The organism is Lachnospiraceae bacterium JLR.KK008 (assembly GCA_037015955.1).
Taxonomy (GTDB): Bacteria; Bacillota; Clostridia; order Lachnospirales; family Lachnospiraceae; genus VSOB01.
Genome location: CP143548.1, coordinates 2,777,532 through 2,797,113 on the forward strand (window position 1 = coordinate 2,777,532; position 19,582 = coordinate 2,797,113).

18 protein-coding genes are annotated in these 19,582 nt (G+C 47.6%); 3 read left to right on the forward strand and 15 right to left on the reverse strand.

Annotation, left to right across the window (positions count from 1 at the left end):
• Positions 1 to 87 precede the first annotated feature (87 nt).
• Positions 88 to 2,394 carry a chitobiase/beta-hexosaminidase C-terminal domain-containing protein gene (locus tag V1224_13710; protein ID WWR15516.1) on the forward strand — a complete coding sequence of 769 codons (2,307 nt, stop codon included), beginning with the start codon at positions 88 to 90 and terminating at the stop codon, positions 2,392 to 2,394.
• Positions 2,395 to 2,629: 235 nt separating this feature from the next.
• Here the strand turns inward: V1224_13710 and V1224_13715 are convergent, their stop codons facing one another.
• Positions 2,630 to 3,937 (reverse strand): UDP-glucose/GDP-mannose dehydrogenase family protein, encoded by a 1,308-nt coding sequence (locus tag V1224_13715; protein WWR15517.1) that lies wholly within the window; start codon positions 3,935 to 3,937, stop codon positions 2,630 to 2,632.
• 336 nt (positions 3,938 to 4,273) lie between these two features.
• On the opposite strand from V1224_13715, the gene V1224_13720 reads away from it, so the two are divergent.
• Positions 4,274 to 4,990, forward strand: coding sequence for a glycosyltransferase family 2 protein (locus V1224_13720; protein ID WWR15518.1), 717 nt, complete (start codon positions 4,274 to 4,276; stop codon positions 4,988 to 4,990).
• A 14-nt stretch (positions 4,991 to 5,004) separates the two neighbouring features.
• Positions 5,005 to 5,937, forward strand: coding sequence for a UDP-glucuronic acid decarboxylase family protein (locus V1224_13725; GenBank protein ID WWR15519.1), 933 nt, complete (start codon positions 5,005 to 5,007; stop codon positions 5,935 to 5,937).
• Positions 5,938 to 6,036: 99 nt separating this feature from the next.
• Here V1224_13725 and rfbD read toward each other — a convergent pair whose 3' ends face one another.
• From rfbD to flgF, 14 genes are all read right to left on the reverse strand, one after another.
• A complete protein-coding gene (rfbD, locus tag V1224_13730; protein WWR15520.1) occupies positions 6,037 to 6,891 on the reverse strand; it encodes a dTDP-4-dehydrorhamnose reductase in 855 nt (284 codons plus the stop codon).
• Positions 6,892 to 6,898: 7 nt separating this feature from the next.
• Positions 6,899 to 8,584 (reverse strand): 2-isopropylmalate synthase, encoded by a 1,686-nt coding sequence (leuA, locus tag V1224_13735; protein ID WWR15521.1) that lies wholly within the window; start codon positions 8,582 to 8,584, stop codon positions 6,899 to 6,901.
• Positions 8,585 to 8,689: 105 nt separating this feature from the next.
• Positions 8,690 to 8,953, reverse strand: a complete 264-nt coding sequence (locus tag V1224_13740; GenBank protein WWR17491.1) for an HPr family phosphocarrier protein — start codon at positions 8,951 to 8,953, stop codon at positions 8,690 to 8,692.
• Between the two features lie 102 nt (positions 8,954 to 9,055).
• Positions 9,056 to 10,405 (reverse strand): phosphoglucosamine mutase, encoded by a 1,350-nt coding sequence (glmM, locus tag V1224_13745; protein WWR15522.1) that lies wholly within the window; start codon positions 10,403 to 10,405, stop codon positions 9,056 to 9,058.
• Between the two features lie 21 nt (positions 10,406 to 10,426).
• Positions 10,427 to 11,728, reverse strand: a complete 1,302-nt coding sequence (locus tag V1224_13750) for a CdaR family protein (GenBank protein ID WWR15523.1) — start codon at positions 11,726 to 11,728, stop codon at positions 10,427 to 10,429.
• Positions 11,706 to 12,587, reverse strand: coding sequence for a diadenylate cyclase CdaA (cdaA, locus tag V1224_13755; protein WWR15524.1), 882 nt, complete (start codon positions 12,585 to 12,587; stop codon positions 11,706 to 11,708). The genes V1224_13750 and cdaA overlap by 23 nt, the downstream gene beginning before the upstream one ends.
• 2 nt (positions 12,588 to 12,589) lie before the next feature.
• Entirely contained in the window at positions 12,590 to 13,588 is a 999-nt protein-coding gene (locus V1224_13760) for a hypothetical protein (protein ID WWR15525.1), read from the reverse strand.
• 24 nt (positions 13,589 to 13,612) lie between these two features.
• The gene (locus V1224_13765; GenBank protein ID WWR15526.1) at positions 13,613 to 14,011 is read right to left on the reverse strand and encodes a hypothetical protein; all 399 of its coding nucleotides are present in this window, start codon (positions 14,009 to 14,011) and stop codon (positions 13,613 to 13,615) included.
• 81 nt (positions 14,012 to 14,092) lie between these two features.
• Positions 14,093 to 14,500, reverse strand: a complete 408-nt coding sequence (locus V1224_13770) for a flagellar protein (GenBank protein WWR15527.1) — start codon at positions 14,498 to 14,500, stop codon at positions 14,093 to 14,095.
• A gap of 17 nt (positions 14,501 to 14,517) precedes the next feature.
• Positions 14,518 to 15,222, reverse strand: coding sequence for a double zinc ribbon domain-containing protein (locus V1224_13775; protein ID WWR15528.1), 705 nt, complete (start codon positions 15,220 to 15,222; stop codon positions 14,518 to 14,520).
• Positions 15,223 to 15,233: 11 nt separating this feature from the next.
• Positions 15,234 to 17,474 (reverse strand): ATP-dependent RecD-like DNA helicase, encoded by a 2,241-nt coding sequence (locus tag V1224_13780; protein WWR17492.1) that lies wholly within the window; start codon positions 17,472 to 17,474, stop codon positions 15,234 to 15,236.
• Between the two features lie 77 nt (positions 17,475 to 17,551).
• Positions 17,552 to 17,905 carry a rod-binding protein gene (locus V1224_13785; GenBank protein ID WWR15529.1) on the reverse strand — a complete coding sequence of 118 codons (354 nt, stop codon included), beginning with the start codon at positions 17,903 to 17,905 and terminating at the stop codon, positions 17,552 to 17,554.
• Positions 17,906 to 17,941: 36 nt separating this feature from the next.
• A complete protein-coding gene (gene flgG, locus V1224_13790; protein ID WWR15530.1) occupies positions 17,942 to 18,760 on the reverse strand; it encodes a flagellar basal-body rod protein FlgG in 819 nt (272 codons plus the stop codon).
• Between the two features lie 25 nt (positions 18,761 to 18,785).
• Positions 18,786 to 19,568 carry a flagellar basal-body rod protein FlgF gene (gene flgF, locus V1224_13795; GenBank protein WWR15531.1) on the reverse strand — a complete coding sequence of 261 codons (783 nt, stop codon included), beginning with the start codon at positions 19,566 to 19,568 and terminating at the stop codon, positions 18,786 to 18,788.
• Positions 19,569 to 19,582 lie beyond the last annotated feature (14 nt).

The following is a 19,582-nucleotide window of genomic DNA, read 5'->3' on the forward strand; positions in this document are numbered from 1 at the left end:
GATTTGGGTGACAGAGAAATTCATGAAACGGACAATTTTGCAGAAAGCATCTCATTTTCTGCCATCCGAATGATACCCCCTCAGGACATGACCGACAGAAAGAAGGCTTATATGATGTCCAGACACAAAAAAGCAGTTATGATACTGATCGTTTTCAGTCTTTTATTATTCTCCTCTCTCTTTTGGGGTATTTCAGGCAGTCACCTGCTGACCTCAGACATTGACAGCAGCTTTTCCTTTTCTATGGCTAACGGATTTTATGCGGACGACATTCAGGTTGCCTTATCTCTTACCTCGCCCCGGACAAAACATCTGCAAATACACTATACCCTGGACGGAAGTACTCCGAATGCTTCCTCGCCGCTTTATACCGGGCCTATCACTTGTGAGGCCGGTGACGACATCATAGCCGTCACGATCAAGGCGGTCGTCTGTGACCGCAGTCAGCGCGTGGCAGGCGGACCATATACGGCTACTTATTTTGTGGGAAAAAATGCTGCCGTCTGGACAAATGCCCTTGTTGTCTCCATCACGGCAGACCCAGAAGATCTGTACTCGCAGGAATCCGGCATTCTCTATCCGATGGCTGACTGCGGTCCCACAGAAGAAGACTGGAAGGAGTTCGAAGAGCAGAACTGCAAACAGCGGGGCGATGAATGGATCCGTGCCGCTCACATGGATGTCTTCGAACCGGACGGTTCCAATGTGATCAGTCAGAATATCGGTTTATGTGTGGACGGCGACCATGGGTCCATGACCCATTATCCTTATTCCCTGAAAGTACTCGCTGGTACAAAATATGACAGTCGTCATCCCTCTTTTTCCTACGACATTTTTCACTATTATAATACGAGAGGCACCGAATTTCCTCATATTCAGGATTTCAACAATCTGGTCTTTCGCAACGGTGGCAACGAGTATAATGCCGGCGCCCGGGAACCCGACCAGAGGGGAACGATGCTGCGCTGGAATGTCGGCAGTCGGCTGGCTGACGAGGCAGGTTATATGACGGCAGGCGCCCGCCCCGCCATGGTCTTTCTCAACGGAGAGCTCTACTGTGTCGCTCAGCTTCAGGACACTTATAACAAACATAATACCAGCGCCAAGACACGGCTCGGTAAAAATTTCCTGCAAATCTGTAAAGATACCGAGAGAGCCTGTACACAGGCCGGCGGATATGAGGATCTGTATTATAGCTATCCCGCCATCGAGAAATCCCCGATCCTCTCTGCGGAAAATCAAAACACATTGGAACAAACCGTATCGATGAATGATATGTTTTCTTATTACGCCTTTGAACTGCTACTCAACAACACCGATTTTCCGAAAAAAAATTATGCCATCTGGCGCTATACGGGTGAACGCACCGATGCGCCCTATTCGGACGGAAAGTTCCGCTTTTTGATCAACGATCTGGATTGTATCTGGGATTTTCGTGAAGATGACGATCTGTGGACCGCATATTTTGATCATATCAAAGAAGATGGCACCGTGATGGGTTCTCTCATCCAGGTATCCGAATACAAAACCGCTTTTCTCAATTCGCTCTGCGACCTGATGAACAGTGGGCTTTTTGACTGGGAGCACCTGGATGTGGTCATCAATGAAGCAAACCAGGATTTTAACCTCATCGCTTCTTACTATTACTCCCCCGAGGACGAGGCAAAGAGACAGCGCAATGTATCTCTGCTGAAGGAGAGCGCTTTTGCCCGAAAAGAAGAACTGCGCAACTATATCCAGGATACCTTCGCCCCTTCCTGCCCTTACACACTGGCAGTAAAGGCGCCCCGGACCGGTACTTCCATCTGTTTCAGTACCACGGAGCTGATCGCCTCGGATGGGGATTTCCAGGGAACTTACTACGGGGATTACCCGCTCACTCTGTCCGCATCCTGCAATGAAAACAGAGCATTTTCTCATTGGAAGATAAACGGTAAACGGGTCGACAGCCCGGAGGTCACACTGGACGCCTCTCTGATCCGAAATGACCGGATTACCGTGGAACTCATAACCGTTCCCTCAGACGCCGGCAGCGGGCTTCTCATCAGCGAAGTATACGCTGGCGCAGACGGGGCATGGATCGAGCTGTACAATGCTTCCGAGTCCGCAATAGACATGGGGGCATACGCCCTGTCCAACAGCATTCCGGTCCGCAGTCTGAAATTCAACCTCCCTGACACTACGCTGGCGCCTGGAGAAACCTTTGTAGCAGGAGTGGACAATACCGGGATTTTCCGTCTGGAGCAGGGCGCTCCCGTTTTCCTCACCGAGGACGATACGGTCGCGGATCGTCTGACTGTCCCAATCATGGCCACCACAGAAAGTTATGGGAGATTCGGCGAAACAAATGAGTGGAGATATTATGTTCAGCCTACGAAAGGAGAGACAAACTGAGTCCAGCGGATCCCTGCCGCAAGCCCTGCTACATCTCCGGCCTCATAGACGAAACCATTTTCATAAGACTTTATATAGTCTGCAACTCCCGTCGTTGAAGATACAATAACACAGTGCCCGGGCATCAGGCCCTCAATCGCGGAGACCGACAGCGTATTTTTATATACTGATTTTTCTATTACATAGCAAAAACGGTACAGCAGACGCCATACCGTTCCCTTAAGTCCTATTGATATTAACTTATCGTGCTGACAATTTCCCGGCCAATGCTTTCATATATGATCGGCACTTTTCTGACGTCATCAAGCTGATAGCAGTTGCGTCCATCCATAACGATCGGCTTTTTCATCAGTCTGGAATATGTGTCCAGAGACAGTTCCTTTACCTCTTTCCATTCCGTAAAGATAAAACAGATGTCTGCATCCTGTAAAGCCTCTTCCACCGTACTGCAGTATGAGATATTATCATCCGGAATCCGCTTTTTAAAGTTCTCCGCACCTACCGGATCCCATGCCTTTACATGTGCGCCATCTTCCAGAAATACCGGTACATTGACAAGCGATGGTGCTTCCCGCAGATCATCGGTCCCCGGTTTAAACGTAAGTCCCAGCACGGCGATATTCAGGCCGTTATAATCAGCATAATGTTTTCTCGCCTTTTTTGATAATTTGTATTTCTGCCCTTCATTTACTTCTATAGCCGCTTTCACCGTCCGCATCTCACAGCCGTTCTGTGCTGACAGATGGTGAAGCGCCTTTGTATCTTTCGGAAAGCAGGACCCGCCGTAACCAATACCCGCATGTAAGAACCGCTTGCCAATCCTCTCATCAAAGCCCATTCCTTTGGCCACTTCTTCTACGTTGGCGCCTATGGCTTCACACAGATTTGCAATCTCATTCATATAAGATATTTTCAGCGCCAGGAAATCATTGGACGCATACTTGATCATCTCCGCGCTTCTTCTGTTACACGTCATCATCGGCGCATCAAAATCCTTGTACATCTCCAACAACTTTTCTTTTGCAAAATCGTCATTGACACCGATGACAATACGGGACGCGTGCATCGTATCCGGCACTGCGGTTCCCTGCGCCAGAAATTCAGGATTAGAAGCCACATGCACCGGCACTTCCCCTGGATTCTCATTTAAAATTCTTTCCACCTCATCGTTGGTGCCGATCGGTACGGTAGATTTGATGATCACGACACATTCCTTCGTCACACTGGCAGCGATCTGCCCGGCAACCCCGAATACATAGGCAAGATTCGCCGAACCATCTCTCTTCTCCGGCGTTCCCACGGCCACGATAATCACGTCCGCATCCACATACGCTTTTTTATAATCTGTAGTGAAAAACAGATGATCCATATTTTTCACCATTAGCTCTTCCAACCCCGGCTCATAGATCGGAGATTTCCCGCTCTCCATCATTTTCACTTTGTTTTCATCTACATCAACACAAGTCACCGTATGTCCATGCTCCGACAGGCATACCCCTGTCACCAGCCCCACATACCCCGTTCCTGCTACTGCTATTTTCATTTCCGTTGTCTCCCTGTCTTTTCTTTTGATCTGTTTGCTGTCATTCGTATTAACAATTAGTTTATTATAATATATCCTGTCCTCTTTTTCAATAAATATGCCATATCTTTCCTGCTCCGTCAGATTTTATAACAGGAATCGCACCCGCAGGATTTCCCGTGCAGACTTTGCGGCAGTTTTCTCCGCAGTGGTTTGCTTCATAAATACGATATGTTTTTATGATATAGAAACGCCCAAAAATTTCCCGTCTCACAAAAAATGGATTTCTCCCGAAAAATGTGATATACTATGAACACTTGTAAAAACAGTGATCATTTTAGTTAAAGGAGTATACTTATGGATAAGACAATGGATACTATCACGCTTTCAGTAGTCATTCCCTGCTACAACGAAAAAGATACGATCGAAACAGTCCTGGATGCTGTTCGCGACTGCGGTGTGAAAAACACGGAGATTATCGTCGTGGATGACTACTCCCAGGACGGAACAAGAGATCTTCTGCAGGGCCCGCTCCGCGCAAAGATCGACCGTCTGATCTTTCACAAGAGCAATCAGGGAAAAGGCGCTGCTCTCGCTAAGGGATTTCAGGCCGCGACCGGCGATATTGTAGTCGTACAGGATGCTGATCTGGAATACGATCCCAAAGATTTTGTCCGCCTTCTCGAACCCTTTATCTGTGGCAGAAAAGATGCGGACGTCGTATATGGTTCCCGTTACGCAAGAGGGGAAAAATATATGATCAAACGTTTCTATCACACGGCAGGCAACAAATTTCTGACACTATTGTCGAATCTTTTTACCGATCTTGGCCTGACCGATATGGAGACATGCTATAAAATGTTCCGTCGTGAGCTGATCCAGTCTATCACCATTGAGGAAAAACGGTTTGGATTTGAACCGGAGATCACTGCCAAAGTAGCTAAGAAGCGTTGCCGGATTTATGAGATGCCGATCTCGTATTACCCCCGCTCATACAATCAGGGCAAGAAGATCGGAGTCAAAGACGGTTTCCGCGCTCTCTACTGCATTATGAAATATAATCTTTTTTCCTGAATTGAGGTAATGATATGAACCGAATACTTGTAACAGGAGGAGCCGGGTTTCTTGGCTCCCATCTCTGTGAACGACTGCTTCAGGACGGAAACGATGTCATCTGTGTTGACAATCTCTACACAGGAAGCAAAGACAATATCCGTCATCTGATGTCCAACCCTTATTTTGAATTTATTCGTCATGACGTCACAGAACCTCTATATGTGGAAGTCGACCAGATCTACAATCTCGCCTGTCCGGCAAGCCCTGTCCATTATCAGGCCAATCCGGTGAAAACGACAAAAACAAGCGTCTATGGCGCACTCAATATGCTTGGTCTTGCCAAACGGGTAGGCGCCAGAATCTTGCAGGCCAGCACAAGCGAAGTATACGGCGACCCGGAAGTTCATCCACAGCCTGAGACCTACCGCGGCTGCGTCAATCCTATCGGTGTCCGTTCCTGCTATGATGAGGGCAAACGAGTGGCGGAAACTCTGTTTTTTGATTACCGCCGGATGCACGGACTGCAGATCAAGGTCATGCGTATCTTCAATACGTATGGTCCCCGCATGAACCCGTCCGATGGACGTGTCGTCTCTAATTTTATCGTGCAGGCACTGAAGAACAAAGACATAACAATCTATGGCGATGGCTCCCAGACAAGAAGTTTCTGTTATGTTGACGATCTGATTGAAGGCATGGTGCGGCTGATGGCCTCGCCGGATCAGTTCACCGGCCCATGTAACATCGGTAATCCGGGAGAGTTTACGATCTTACAGCTTGCGGAAAAAGTGATTCAGCTTACCGGTTCCCAGTCCCAGATCGTCTATCGGCCACTGCCATCTGATGATCCGCTTCAGCGCAAGCCTGTCATTGATCTTGCAAAAACACATCTCGATTGGGAGCCTCACATTGCTCTCGATGAAGGTTTGAAAAAAACGATTGAATATTTTAAACGGGTTGTTTAATCACCGAGGTACAAAGATGGAGCCCCACATTTATGATAAATGAAATCAGAATGTGGCGGCTCCTTACTTTTTCCTTATATCATGTTTTTAAACTGTGACTTACAGCGTTTTCACATATTCTGCAATCGCTGTTTCCCACGATGCAAATCTAAAATCTGTCGTCCGCTCAAACATGTAATTGTCAAGAACCGAGTACGCCGGGCGATGCGCCTGCCCCGGAAACTTCTCCTCATACTCCTGCGTTGTGATCCCTTCCACTGCCGTGGATTTCCCAGCAAGGCGGAAGATTTCCCTGGCAAATGCGGCCCAGCTGCACTCTCCCTCACAGGTCGCATGGAAGATGCCATAATTGTCCGTGGGGAGCAGGTATGCCACTGCCTTTGCCAGCTCCATCGCATAGGTCGGCGTTCCATACTGATCCTGCACGACCTGCACCTTATCGTTTGTCTCTGACAACCTGAGCATTGTCTTTACAAAATTATTTCCTTCACCGTACAGCCACGCTGTACGCAGGATAAAATACCTGCTGCAAAGATCTCTGACAAAAACCTCGCCCTGAAGTTTTGTACTGCCATAGGCACTCATCGGATCTACCGGATCAAATTCCCGATATGGTTTATCCCCATTCCCTGAAAAGACATAGTCCGTCGAAATCTGTATCATCTTCGCACCTGTCTCCTGCGCCGCAATACTCAGATTTCTCGCCCCGATGGCATTGATCATAAATGCGCCGTCTCGGTCCGTCTCACAACCGTTGACATTTGTATGCGCAGCGCAGTTAAGAATCGCACAGGGCTTCACCTCTCTCGCAAGCGCCATTACTTTTTCAATATCCGTAATGTCAAGTTCGCCCACATCCGTGTTCACAAGACTGTATTCTGTGTTATCCTCCATAACCCGGTTAAATGCTCTCCCGAGCTGCCCATTGCATCCTGTCACAATCACTTTTTTCATGCCAGTATCATACCTCCCGTTTTCCCAGTTCCAGCCGGTTCACAGCCGAGAACAGCGCTCTGATCGAAGCTCTCGTAATATTGGAGCTGACACCCACTCCATAAGTCACTCTGCCGCTGTTCGAATCCAAAAGATGTATATATGCGGCCGCCTGAGAGTTAGCGCCACTTTGCAGCGCATGTTCCTCGTAGTCCAATACTTTGATGCTGACGCCAATGCTCTCCTGCATCCCTCGCTGAACCGCATCAATCGGACCATTGCCCACAGCCTCAAAACTTTTCGTCTCTCCGTGATCACTGTAGGTTACAGAGACCTTGGTATCGAACTGAGACTTAGTTTCCCCTGACAAGTCAGAAACATGCAGCTTTCTGAAATGAAGCGGTTCCTTTTGATTCAGATACTCGATCCGGAACTGCTCCATGATCTCTTCCGGAGACACTTCACCCTGCTTCTCGGAGATTAACTGTATCGTCTCTGCAAACTCTTTGTGCATTGCTTTCGGCAGTTTGAAACCGAAATAAGTATCCATGATAAAAGCTACGCCGCCCTTGCCGGACTGGGAATTGATCCGTACAATCGGCTCATATTCTCTGCCGATGTCCGCCGGATCAATCGGAAGATACGGCACCTGCCAATATTGTCCGCCCCTCTCCTGCATCGCATGGACCCCTTTATTAATCGCATCCTGATGAGAGCCGGAAAATGCGGTAAACACCAGTTTACCCGCATAAGGATGCCGCGGATGAATGGGAATCTTACAGCATCTCTCATATATTTCAATACTTTCGTTGACATTTTCGATATGCAGGCCGGGATCGATTCCCTGAGAAAACATATTATAGGCAATATTGAGCACATCCACATTCCCCGTTCTCTCTCCATTGCCAAACAATGTTCCTTCCACGCGCTGTGCGCCTGCCAGAAGTGCCAACTCACCGGAGGCCACGCCCGTACCTCTGTCATTGTGCGGATGTACACTCAGAATAATACTCTCTCTGTCCTCAAAATGACTGTTCATCCACTCGATCTGATCCGCATACACATTGGGGGTATTTGTCTCCACTGTAGACGGCAGGTTGATAATGATCGGATTTTCTTTTGTCGCCCCCCATTCCTTCTGTACGGCAGTGCAGATGTCAAGGGCAAAGTCCAGTTCCGTTCCGGTAAAGCTCTCCGGGGAATACTCCAGAATAATCTTGCCGGGGAAATCCTTTGCATATTGTTTTACAAGCTGTGTCCCTTTGATAGCGATCCCTTTGATCTCCTCCCGGTCCATATGAAACACGACGTCTCTCTGCAATGTGGATGTGGAATTATAAATATGCACAATCGCCTGTTTGCAGCCCTCGATCGACTCAAATGTTTTCGCGATCTGTTCTTCACGGCACTGCGTCAATACCTGGACTTTTACATCGTCAGGAATCATCCTGCGGTCGATCAGCTGTCGCAGGAAATCATACTCGATCTGGCTGGCCGCCGGAAAGCCGATCTCGATCTCTTTAAAGCCCAGCTTAATCAGATACTGGAACATCTCGATCTTTTCTCCCACTACCATTGGATCGATCAATGCCTGATTACCGTCCCGCAAATCCACACTACACCAGATTGGTGCTTTTTCGATCTCTTTTCCCGGCCACTGTCGCTGAGGATAGTCCACGACAGGGTTCTTCCGATAACGCTTATGATTTAACATCTTATTTCCTCCCTTTCTGAATTTAACTCCAGGTCTGTGAAAATAAATTTCCCATGCAGCAAAAATCGGCCCACTCAGAGAGTGGACCGATCAGGATCAATTTCATTATTCTCCAAGACCGCCTTCGATAACCGTAATCAGAGCTTTCAGTGCTTCTACCTCGTCCTCACCTTCACACACAAACTCTACCTCGTCACCGCACTTAACACAAGCGCCAAGCACGCTCAATACACTTTTGGCATTGGCAGTACCCTCTCTAAATGTAAATGTTATCAATGATTTAAACTGCATCGCCTCTTTGCATAGGATGCCGGCAGGTCTCAGGTGTAGTCCTGTTGGGTTTTTAATTACTACCTTCTGGCTTACCATATAACTTCCTCCAAACAATATCTTATCCCATATCGGCATGATATGATATATCCCTTGTTTCATCATATCACGTATTTGGGGTTTCCACAAGTACAATCAGGCCTACAACAAGCAGTTCTGAATCAGTTCTGCCAGCTTTCTGGCTTCTTTTTCGATCAGACGCTGATCTTTCCCTTCAATCATCACACGTACAAGAGGTTCTGTTCCGGATGGCCGGATCAATACCCTTCCCTGTCCCGCAAACATACCATTCAGGTTTTCAATGGCCGCAGCAATCTCCGGATACTCCATATAGCGCTCTTTTTTATGATTCGGAACTTTTGCATTGACAAGTGCCTGTGGCAACACTTCCATGACTTTGGAAAGCTCTGACAGCGGTTTTCCTGTCTCCACCAAAACCTGCAGTAAATGCAGTGCACTCAGCAAGCCATCGCCGGTCGTGTTTTCATCAAGGAAAATGACATGCCCTGACTGCTCACCACCCAAACTTGCACCGATCTCACGCATACGCTCCAGCACATAACGGTCGCCTACCTTTGTCTGCTCCGCTTTGATCCCCATTTTCTCCGCCATCAGGAAAAATCCGAGATTACTCATGACCGTAACCACAATCGTATCTCCTTTTAATTTTCCCTGGTGTTTCATATGATTGCCGACGATCGCCATAATCTGATCGCCGTCCACAACCTTGCCGCTTTCGTCCACTGCCAGCAGTCTGTCCGCATCGCCGTCAAAAGCCAGCCCGATGTTTGCTTTTTCATATACGACCCGGGCCATCAGCTCTCCCATATGAGTCGAACCACAGTTGGCATTGATATTCGTTCCGTCCGGATTATTATGAATCGCGATCACTTCCGCCCCAAGTTCCTTCAATGTCTCCACGGAAGTATAAAAAGAAGCCCCTTCTGCACAGTCCACAACAATCTTCAGTCCGCTCAAGTCTACGTTTACAGTCTGAACTGCATGATTGATGTACTCCTCTCTCGCATCCGTGCGGTATTTGATCTTGCCCACACCGGAACCGATCGGAAATTTCACATCTTTCATACCGCTCCTGATCAGCGCCTCGATCTCATCTTCCATCGAATCCGCCAATTTATATCCGTTTCCGTCAAAAAACTTAATACCGTTAAACTCTACCGGATTATGGGAAGCTGAAATGACAACACCGGCATCCACCTTATATTTTTTCGTCAGATAAGCCACTGCCGGCGTGGGTACCACTCCCACATAGACCGCGTTTGCCCCTACGGAACATACGCCCGCCATCAGAGCGTTTGCCAGCATATCTCCCGATATACGGGTGTCACATCCAACCATAATCGTAGGCTTATGCTTGTTCTCCTTTGTAAGTACATATGCCCCTGCCTGACCCAGGTGCATCGCAAACGCTGGAGTCAGTTCCTCATTCGCCACACCTCTTACTCCGTCCGTACCAAATAATCTTCCCATCGCCTGTTCTACCTCTATTCTTTATTCTTCATTTTCCTGCTCTTCCAACATCTCACTGTCACTGATCTGTACTTTTACGAAAAACTCCTCCTGTTCCACTCCTTCCGGAAGCACCAGTTCCAGACTCATATCATACTCTCCCGCCGGCAGTTGTGTCAGAGAATGCTGCGCCATATAACCTGCCACATCCACACTGGCAATGATCTGCGCCCCATCCAGACTCTCCAGATTCTTTGGCAGTCCGGTAACGTTCAGTCTGATCCCCTCCTCTGGTTCCACGATCTTTCCTGTCATGCCATCCGCAACTCCTGTGACTGCCACATTCTCCGCAGCTATTCTGACTGCCGATGAGATCTCTTTTTCAATATGGACAGTAACATTGACCTTTCCATTGAAATTCGGATCTGCCAGCGAAATATTATCAGGCAGATACTTTTTCAGTTCGATTACTTCCACCATATTATTGGTGAATCCGTTCACATTCAGCTCTGTCTCCGGAATTTCAATCTGAGAGATATTTTTAATCGTATTGCCTTTTCCCGCAATGAGCACAGTGGAAGGGTTACTCTCGATCACCCCTGTCAGCGCGTATCCGGGTGCCGGAACTCCCATAGAGGTAAAACTGAGCGGAACTCGCTTTGTCTGTAATATCTCGATATTTACTTTTACCTGATCCAGGTTTCGTTTGAGATTTTTATCCTCAATCAGATTATTGTCCTTGTCATACAGTCTTATCGTCTCGTCCGTCCTGATGTCCTGTGATAATCCGGACACATTCACAGACACCTCAGCCCGGTCAACACGACTGACGACCGATTCCGGTCCTGATACACTGACCAGATTCTGCTCGGAACTGATCGTTCCATAAATATACCCTTCCGCCGGTTCTCCAACAGTAGCCGTCTCGATCACGAACTGTGCCCGCTTCAGGTCCTCCACACTGATCAGCAGGTTCTCCGTGGACGAACTGATACTCTCCAGTTTATCATTATACTTATTGGTCGCCAACTTTATGCGCACCATCGTGTCCATAAGATTGATTTCCTGCATATCCGCCGTCGCTATGATATTCTCCTTGCCCAGCGTATCCAGTATACTGCGCTTTGCCCATATCGTCACATCAATGACGTCCGTACCTTCCAATACTTCATATACTTTTCCCTGCGCAGACACAACATCGGCATTCAATATTTCCACCGGTACATTGCGGATCACAGTCTTATCTACCGGATCATTGATATTCACTACAATAAACCACGTGACAACGGAAAATAAGACTGCCAGAATCTTCAGGCCCAGATTAGCTGTCAACTTCTTCTTCATTCTTTGACCTTCCCTTCCACAATCTTCTCTTTTTCTCTTCAATCGGTTTGTTTTGGATTAAAAGCAGCTTCCCTTTCAGCTCCTCCGAGTCCAGATTACGATGCAGCTGCCCTTCATAGGCAACGCTTACATGTCCCGTCTCCTCAGAGACGATTATTGTGAGAGAATCCGTCACTTCTGATATACCCACGCCTGCACGGTGCCTCGTCCCCAGCTCTTTACTCAGTCCCATATTATCGGACAGTGGCAGATAGCAGGTGGCGGATACGATACGATTTTCCCTGACGATCACAGCGCCGTCATGAAGCGGCGTATTGTGTTCGAATATATTGATCAGAAGCTGGCTTGTCAGAAGGCCGTCAACCTCAATTCCCGTTCTCTCATATTCGCTGAGTGGCTGATTCTGTTCAATGACGATCAGCGCTCCCGTTCTGGCCCTTCCCATCTCGAAACATGCTTTGATCATCTCCTGCATCGTCTTGTCAGAAAACCGCCCATCCAGACTTCTGGAACTGTCAAACGGCACGAGCGAAGCAAAAAAGTTCGTTCTGCCGAGCTGTTCCAATGCCCGGCGCAGCTCCGGCTGCAATACAACAACCGTGGCGATCACTACCAGACTGAGGACATTCTCTGCAATCCAGAGGATCGTCGTCATATTGAGCAAAGCAGCAACGAGAATAAAAGCCATGATAATCACAATACCACGCAGCAGGGACCACGCACGGGTATTTTTGATCCACAAGATAATCTGGTACACCAAAAAGGAGATGATCATAATCTCCAAAACATCGGTCCACCTTATATTCGGCACATGCAGCCGGTTTAAATAGATTCCTGCATAATTTGCTAATTGACCCATTCTTACTTCATTCCACTCTTATCAGATTTCCTGATCACACTGCCGGTCGTACGCGGCGGTTGTGCAACACTTGTTTTCTGGGATGTGATCTTTTTGACAGTTTTCGCCGGTTTGGCTACTGTTATCTTCGGAACCGCTTTCACATAATAATAATATTCGTCATCTTCAAACTGTACATATTCTGTCCGGGAATAATCCACATTAAAGACAAAAAACTGAAGAAATTTCACGGCTGCGGCAGACAAAACCGCTCCAATCACCGTCGACACGATCGATATATTGGTGTCCAGCATCAGATCCCCGCCAAACAAGATACAGATACAGACAAGCATTCCCGCAATGATGGCGATCGTCCACGAATGATTGATGCTCATCCGGCGAATTAAATATACGACAAGCACCGTGACCGCGAAGGCAAAGACCATGACAAGCATTGTCTTATTGTTCAGCAGTCCATCCACAACATAGCGGTATTTCTGCATAGCGTTCTCCGCATCCATAGAACTCAATGTGGAAACACTGTCAGAGATATACTGCAAAATACTATAAACGATAACACCGCAGCCCACGGATACCGCGGAAGCCGGTGTACCGATCAGCCCCGCCGAAACCGGTACCACGAACGGCAGGTTCAGCGAACAGCAGATCGGAGTGAGAATCACGTTCACCGTATCTTTCGGCGAAAACCGAAAATACAGCAGAAACATGACAAGGAACAGCGCCAGCACTACGATCGCACACTCCAGCGAAAACGCATATAAATGCAACAAAATAAACAGCGCTGCAATCAGGACAATAAAATTCATCGGTAAAAAAGAACATAAAAGAGCAGCTACAAGAACAACTGAAATACTGTTGATCTTATTCATATAGCCCAGTTTCCTGTTGATCAGTATCAATGTAATCAGAGTAAGGAGAAATTTTGCGACCGGAGTAATATAGATCTCATATTTCCCGTAAATACCCTTTAAGTACTCTTTTAAGAGCAGTAAGTTTGTCATAGTTCTTCCTTTCAGAAATCTTCTCTATCTTCTGTTGTCCTCCTCATACAGTTCGAACAGTTCTTCCAGATGAGAATTGTATTTCTTCAGACTTTTTTTCACCCGATTATAACGGTAAGAATATACGAAATAAGAAATAAACGTATATATCCCTGTAAAAATCACGTAGGCAAGAAGAAATTCCCTTCCTGCCTCCAGCAGATCGATCTGATAAATTTCTTTCATTACCTCTTCAAAATGATAAAAGACATAAATCCCCACTACGATTGCAAAAGAGAGGGTAGCGCTGATGACAGACTTCATAACCTGAAGACTGATATAGTCGCTGCGGAAATAATTGCCGACTGTCATATTATGTCTGCCTTCGTTTTCTTCATAGGCAGCCATTTTTGTCATCAGCTTGATCCGCTCCTCATTCAGCATCTCCTTATCTCCTTTCTATGGATCCCCGCTATGGTATCCCTGCCTGTCGTGAGTATACCATAAAACGATATGCCTGTAAAATTACCGGTCCAGATAACGCATTTTCGGACTGTCTTTCGTATCTTTCTTCTCAGAAGGCTTCGGCCTTGCCGGCTCAATGGAGTCCTTCAGATTATTTACCATCTGTGCTTTACATTTTTCGCAGAATCGCCCTGTCTTGATCGTAGCTCCGCATTTTTCGCAGCTGATGCCGATCGGAGAATCATCCGAAAACACAAGTCTCTCCTCACGAATCCACTGATGGATCTGAGAAGTCTCAACCTCACAGTCTTTAGAGATCTGCGGGATACCCGCGCCCTTGTTCTCTCTGATATACTCTTTTACTTCCTGGAATTTTTCTTCCAGTTGGTTGCGGCATGCAGGACAGATCCTCATACCTGCCACATAATTAAAGATTTTACCGCATTTTCTGCAATTACGTACTTCCATAGCAAATACCTCCCCCTTTATCTCCTGCCGATAGCCAGAGCAATAAAATAAATATTTTTAATTCCGGCAGCATACAAAACAGACGCCATAGCGTCTATTGTACTGCCTGTTGTATAAATGTCATCAATGATAATAATCGTATTTAATTTTACATCATTTTCGGATATTTTAAAAGCCCTTTTCAAATTATTTTGACGCGCCCGGCTGTCCAGGTTTTTCTGCGGAGCTGTTTTTTTGCTGCGGATGATCAGATGCCTCTCTACCGGGATTCCTGTTATCACTCCCAGCCACGCCGCAAGGACTTCCGCCTGATTGTATCCCCGTTTTCGTTTTCTGGAACTGTGCAGGGGCACCGGCACAAACGCATCTGGATGCCACCGGCGGATGACCGTACTCAGATGTTTTGCCATCTCTGTACCATAAAATTCCCCGTATTCTCTTCTGCCTCCATATTTAAAGCGATACAGAGACTTTTTGAGACAGGGATATTCATATAACGCCCTTCCCTCCAGATAGAGGTGTGTACCACCGGCACAGTCCCCGCAATATTCCTGCCGTTCATTGGCAAGAGGTTTCCCGCATTTACGGCAGAACGGGCTTCTCACAACTTGCAGAGAGTCCGCGCAGGAAGGGCAGATAACCTGGCCCAGCGGCTGCACTCCGTCACAGACAGGACACCGCCTCGGAAACAACAGTTCCAATAACAGATGACTCAATCGCATACTTATATTTTTTATTCTCTCATAATTTCACATATCCTGTCTGCGAGGCCGCTGAAACGCCTTTGCTCATGTTCATTCATAATCATGGCACGGACAGTCTCACGGCTTCCCAATATCGTCACACAGTCCCTCGCTCTTGTGACCCCCGTGTAGAGCAGGTTCCTGTTCATCAGCATTCTGGGGCCGCCAAGGAGTGGCATGATAACCGCCGGATACTCACTCCCCTGGGACTTATGGATGGTAACGGCATACGCAAGTTCCAGTTCATCCAGTCCGGCGAACGGATAAGTGACCCGTCTGCTTTCATCATACTCTACCGTTATGTTCTGTGCAAATTCATTGATCTGCACAATCGATCCCATATCCCCGTTAAACACTCCCAGCCCTTTGTCAACAGGAATGCCATACCGCCCGAGCACTTCCCATTCCAGCTGATAATTATTTTTAATCTGCATGATCTTATCCCCTTCGCGGAATAAAATCTCTCCATGTACATATTCTTTCTTTTCCCCGGACGGCGGATTCATATATTGCTGTAAAATCCGATTCAGTGTCTCCACTCCCAGATTTCCCTTCCTCATCGGCGTCAGCACCTGGATGTCATACATATCCGCTTTCACGTACCCTGGCAGCTTTTCCGTAATCAGCTGAACCATATGTTTGTATATGACATTAACGTCATTTCTTTCCAGAAAAAAGAAATCTCTGCTCTTATTATCGGCCTGAATCTCTTCCCCGCGGTGAATTCTGTGGGCGTTGACTACGATGTCGCTCTCCCCTGCCTGCCGGAATATCTTCTCCAGCATCACGACAGGAAATGCGCCGCTGTCAATCACATCTCTCAACACCTGACCGGGACCCACACTCGGAAGCTGGTTCACATCTCCCACCATAATCAGCCGCGTTCCTACCATGACCGCCTTCAACAATGATTGGAACAGATGAATATCCACCATCGACATCTCATCAATAATCAGAACATCTGCCTCCAGCGGGTTCTCCTCGTTACGCTCAAAGGAGACGCCTTTTTTATTTCCCTCCGCCAGTCCGTTCAGCTCTAATAATCTGTGAATCGTCTTCGCTTCATAACCGGTCGCCTCTGTCATCCGTTTTGCGGCCCTGCCGGTAGGCGCAGCCAGAAGAATCTCCATTCCTTCGCGCTCAAAATAGTGGATGATCGTGTTGATCGTCGTCGTCTTTCCTGTCCCTGGACCACCCGAAAGGACAAGGAGACCGTTTTTGATACTTTCCAGCACTGCCTTTCTCTGCAGCCTGTCGAGCTGTATGGAAAGCTCTGCTTCCAGAGAGCGAATCTTTTCCAACAGCCGCTTTTCCTGCGCCGGAAGCAGATTGCCGCTCTGTTCCAGAGTAACATTGAGATCGTGAAGCATACGGGCGCAGTTCAGCTCTGCATAGTAATATGGCATACTATATATGATCTGCATATTCTCTCTCTCTTTGATGACGATCTTTTTATCCATCATCAGATTGGCCAGCTGCGGCTCTATCTGTTCCGCATCAATGCCAAGCAGCTCACCGGCCTGCCGCAGTAACAGCTCTTTTGGCAGAAAGGTATTTCCTTCGGAGGAACCGCGTAAAAGCACATACAGAACCCCGCTTCTGATCCGATAATCCGAATCCGCGCGAATCCCCGCCCTGGCAGCAATCTCATCTGCCAGCTTAAATCCCACCCCGGCAATATCCTCCGCCAAAAGATATGGATTTTCCTCCATCACTCCATATAGCCGCATTCCATACGTATGATAGATCTTCGCTGACAATGTATTGGAGATCCCGTATTTCTGTAAAAACAGCATGGCGTCCCGCATGTCTTTTCTCTCCTCCGCCTGCGCGGAGATCTCCCGTGCCATCCGTTCGCTGATCCCCTTGACCTCGGAAAGCCGTTCCGGCTCTTCCTCCATAATGCGGAACGTATCCTCACCGAATTTTTTTACAATCCTCGCCGCCAGCGTCTCTCCGATTCCTTTGATGGCGCCGGATCCCAAATATCTCTGAATGCTGACAATATCGCCCGGCGTCAGTATCGTGTAGGACTGAGCCTTAAACTGACGCCCATAGAGCGCATGTTCAATGTATTCTCCCTGCAGCTCCACGCTCTCACCCTGATTGAGTCCCTGAAAAGTCCCCACACAGGTGATCTCTTCCTCCTCACAGACAAAGTTCATGACCGTATAGCCGTTGTCCGCATTTTGGTATATGATATGCTCTACATAGCCTTTTAACGTCTCCATCATGTATCCTCTGAACCACAAACGAGGACTGCTTAAAAAAGCAGCCCCCAGCTTTTGTTTTTCTTCTGTTTTCGTCTTTATTCTGAGACATTTGTCATTTTCATCTGCTCATAGAGCATCTGCGCCAAGCCAAGTCCTCCCTGTTCCGTTGACATGGATGCGATCTCCTGGATCATATTGTCTCTGTAATAATCTACCATTGTACCGGTAGACTGAAAACTGTAATCAGTCTCCGGAACCGTCTTCTGCATCTCCTTGAACATCTGCTCCACAAAATAAGATTCAAACTGCTTGCAGGCATCCATCAGCTGTTCGTCATCGGTTCCTTTATTTTTTTCCTGCCAGTCCGCTTTCATCTTTTCGATCTTCTGATCGTCGCTGTGGCTCTTCATATAATCCGTATAGATAGAACTAAGTCCGCTCAGGTCCATATGTGTTTCCTCCTTCTGCTACTGTCTGTCTATTGCTTAACGTTTCAGATTATTTGCCTGCTGAAGCATCTCGTCGGATGTGGTGATCGCTTTGGAATTCATCTCGTAAGCACGCTGTGCCACGATCATGTTGACCATCTCATCCACGACCTGTACATTGGAACGCTCCAGATAACCCTGTACGATCGTGCTCTTCTCCACATTGTTACTACGCGACTCATTGATGGCCTCTCCGCTGGCTGCTGACTGTGCAAAATAGCTGCCGCCGATTTTATCCAAACCGGTAGGATTGTTAAACTGGAACATACCGATCGTGATTCCAAGTGACTGCGGGTTACCATCACCGTCCGGATAGTAGAACTCGCCTTCTTCCGATACCGTCAGATTGCTGGCCGTGTAATTTCTGTTGAACCGGATCTCTCTGCCTGTCGTACTGAGTACCGGATAGCCGTCCGATGTACAAAGTGTCAGCCCACCGCCGTCGTTGGTGCTTAAAAAGAAATTACCATTTCTCGTATAGTATGTATTCCCATCATCACCCATAACGGCAAAAAATCCCTTGCCGCTGATAGCAAAATCAGTCGTGCTCTCAGAGTCCTGGAACGCTCCCTGTCCGAAGATCGAACTGATCGAGGAATTCCGTACACCGAGACCCACCTGCGCACCTACCGGCTTGTTGTCCCCGTTCGCCGTTGTTGTCCTCGTCTGCAGCGTCTGATATAAGAGTGATTTAAAATCTGCCCGCTCTGTTTTATAACCTGTAGTGTTTACATTCGCAAGGTTGTTGGCTATTGTATCAATATTCGTCTGCTGTGCGATCATTCCCGTCGCCGCTGACCACAGAGATCTTACCATAGTTTGTTTCCTCCTCTACCATCTACTAGCCGTTCAGTCTTCCAAGCTGGTTGACCGCAATCTCCAATGAACTGTCATATGTCTGTACAATCTTCTGGTTCGTCTCATACGCCCTGGAGACATTGATCATCTCCACCATCTCTTTCACAACCTGCACGTTAGAGCGTTCCAGATACCCTGAAATGATTCGCCCTTCTGCATCCTTTTCCTGATAGCCGTCTACCGGCTGGAAAAGATTCTCGCCATAGTGCTCCAGATAATTGTAATCTTCGAAATCCGTAATGCCGATGGTAGCGACGGTGTTGCCATCCTGAAGAATCCTGCCGTCTTCTTTGATTTCTGAAGTCAACAGCGGGTCCAGCTCGATCCGGCGTCCTCTGTCATCCAGAACAAAATCTCCGTCCTTCGTCACCAGATACCCTTCTTCTGTCAATGTAAAGTTACCGTCCCTCGTATATTTGGTAGAAGTGACGCCCGCTTTGTTGGTAAACTCAATACTGAAAAATCCCGGACCAGTGATCGCCATATCATAAGGATTGTTTGTCACTGTCATTGGCCCGTCCTGGTGATCGGTATAATTTTCTCCAACTTTTACACCCATACTCATGGCGCCAAGCCTTCTGGCCACACCCTTGGCCTCCGTGACATCCTTGATCTTATAGGCAAACACATCGTGAAACGACTGCGAAGTGGCACCCTCTTTCTTATAACCTGTTGTCGCACTGTTGGCCAGGTTATTGGTCAGAGTGTCCATCCTGTGCTGTTCATTTACCATTCCGGTGTATGCCGTATATAACCCTTTTAGCATTCCGCGCCTCCCCT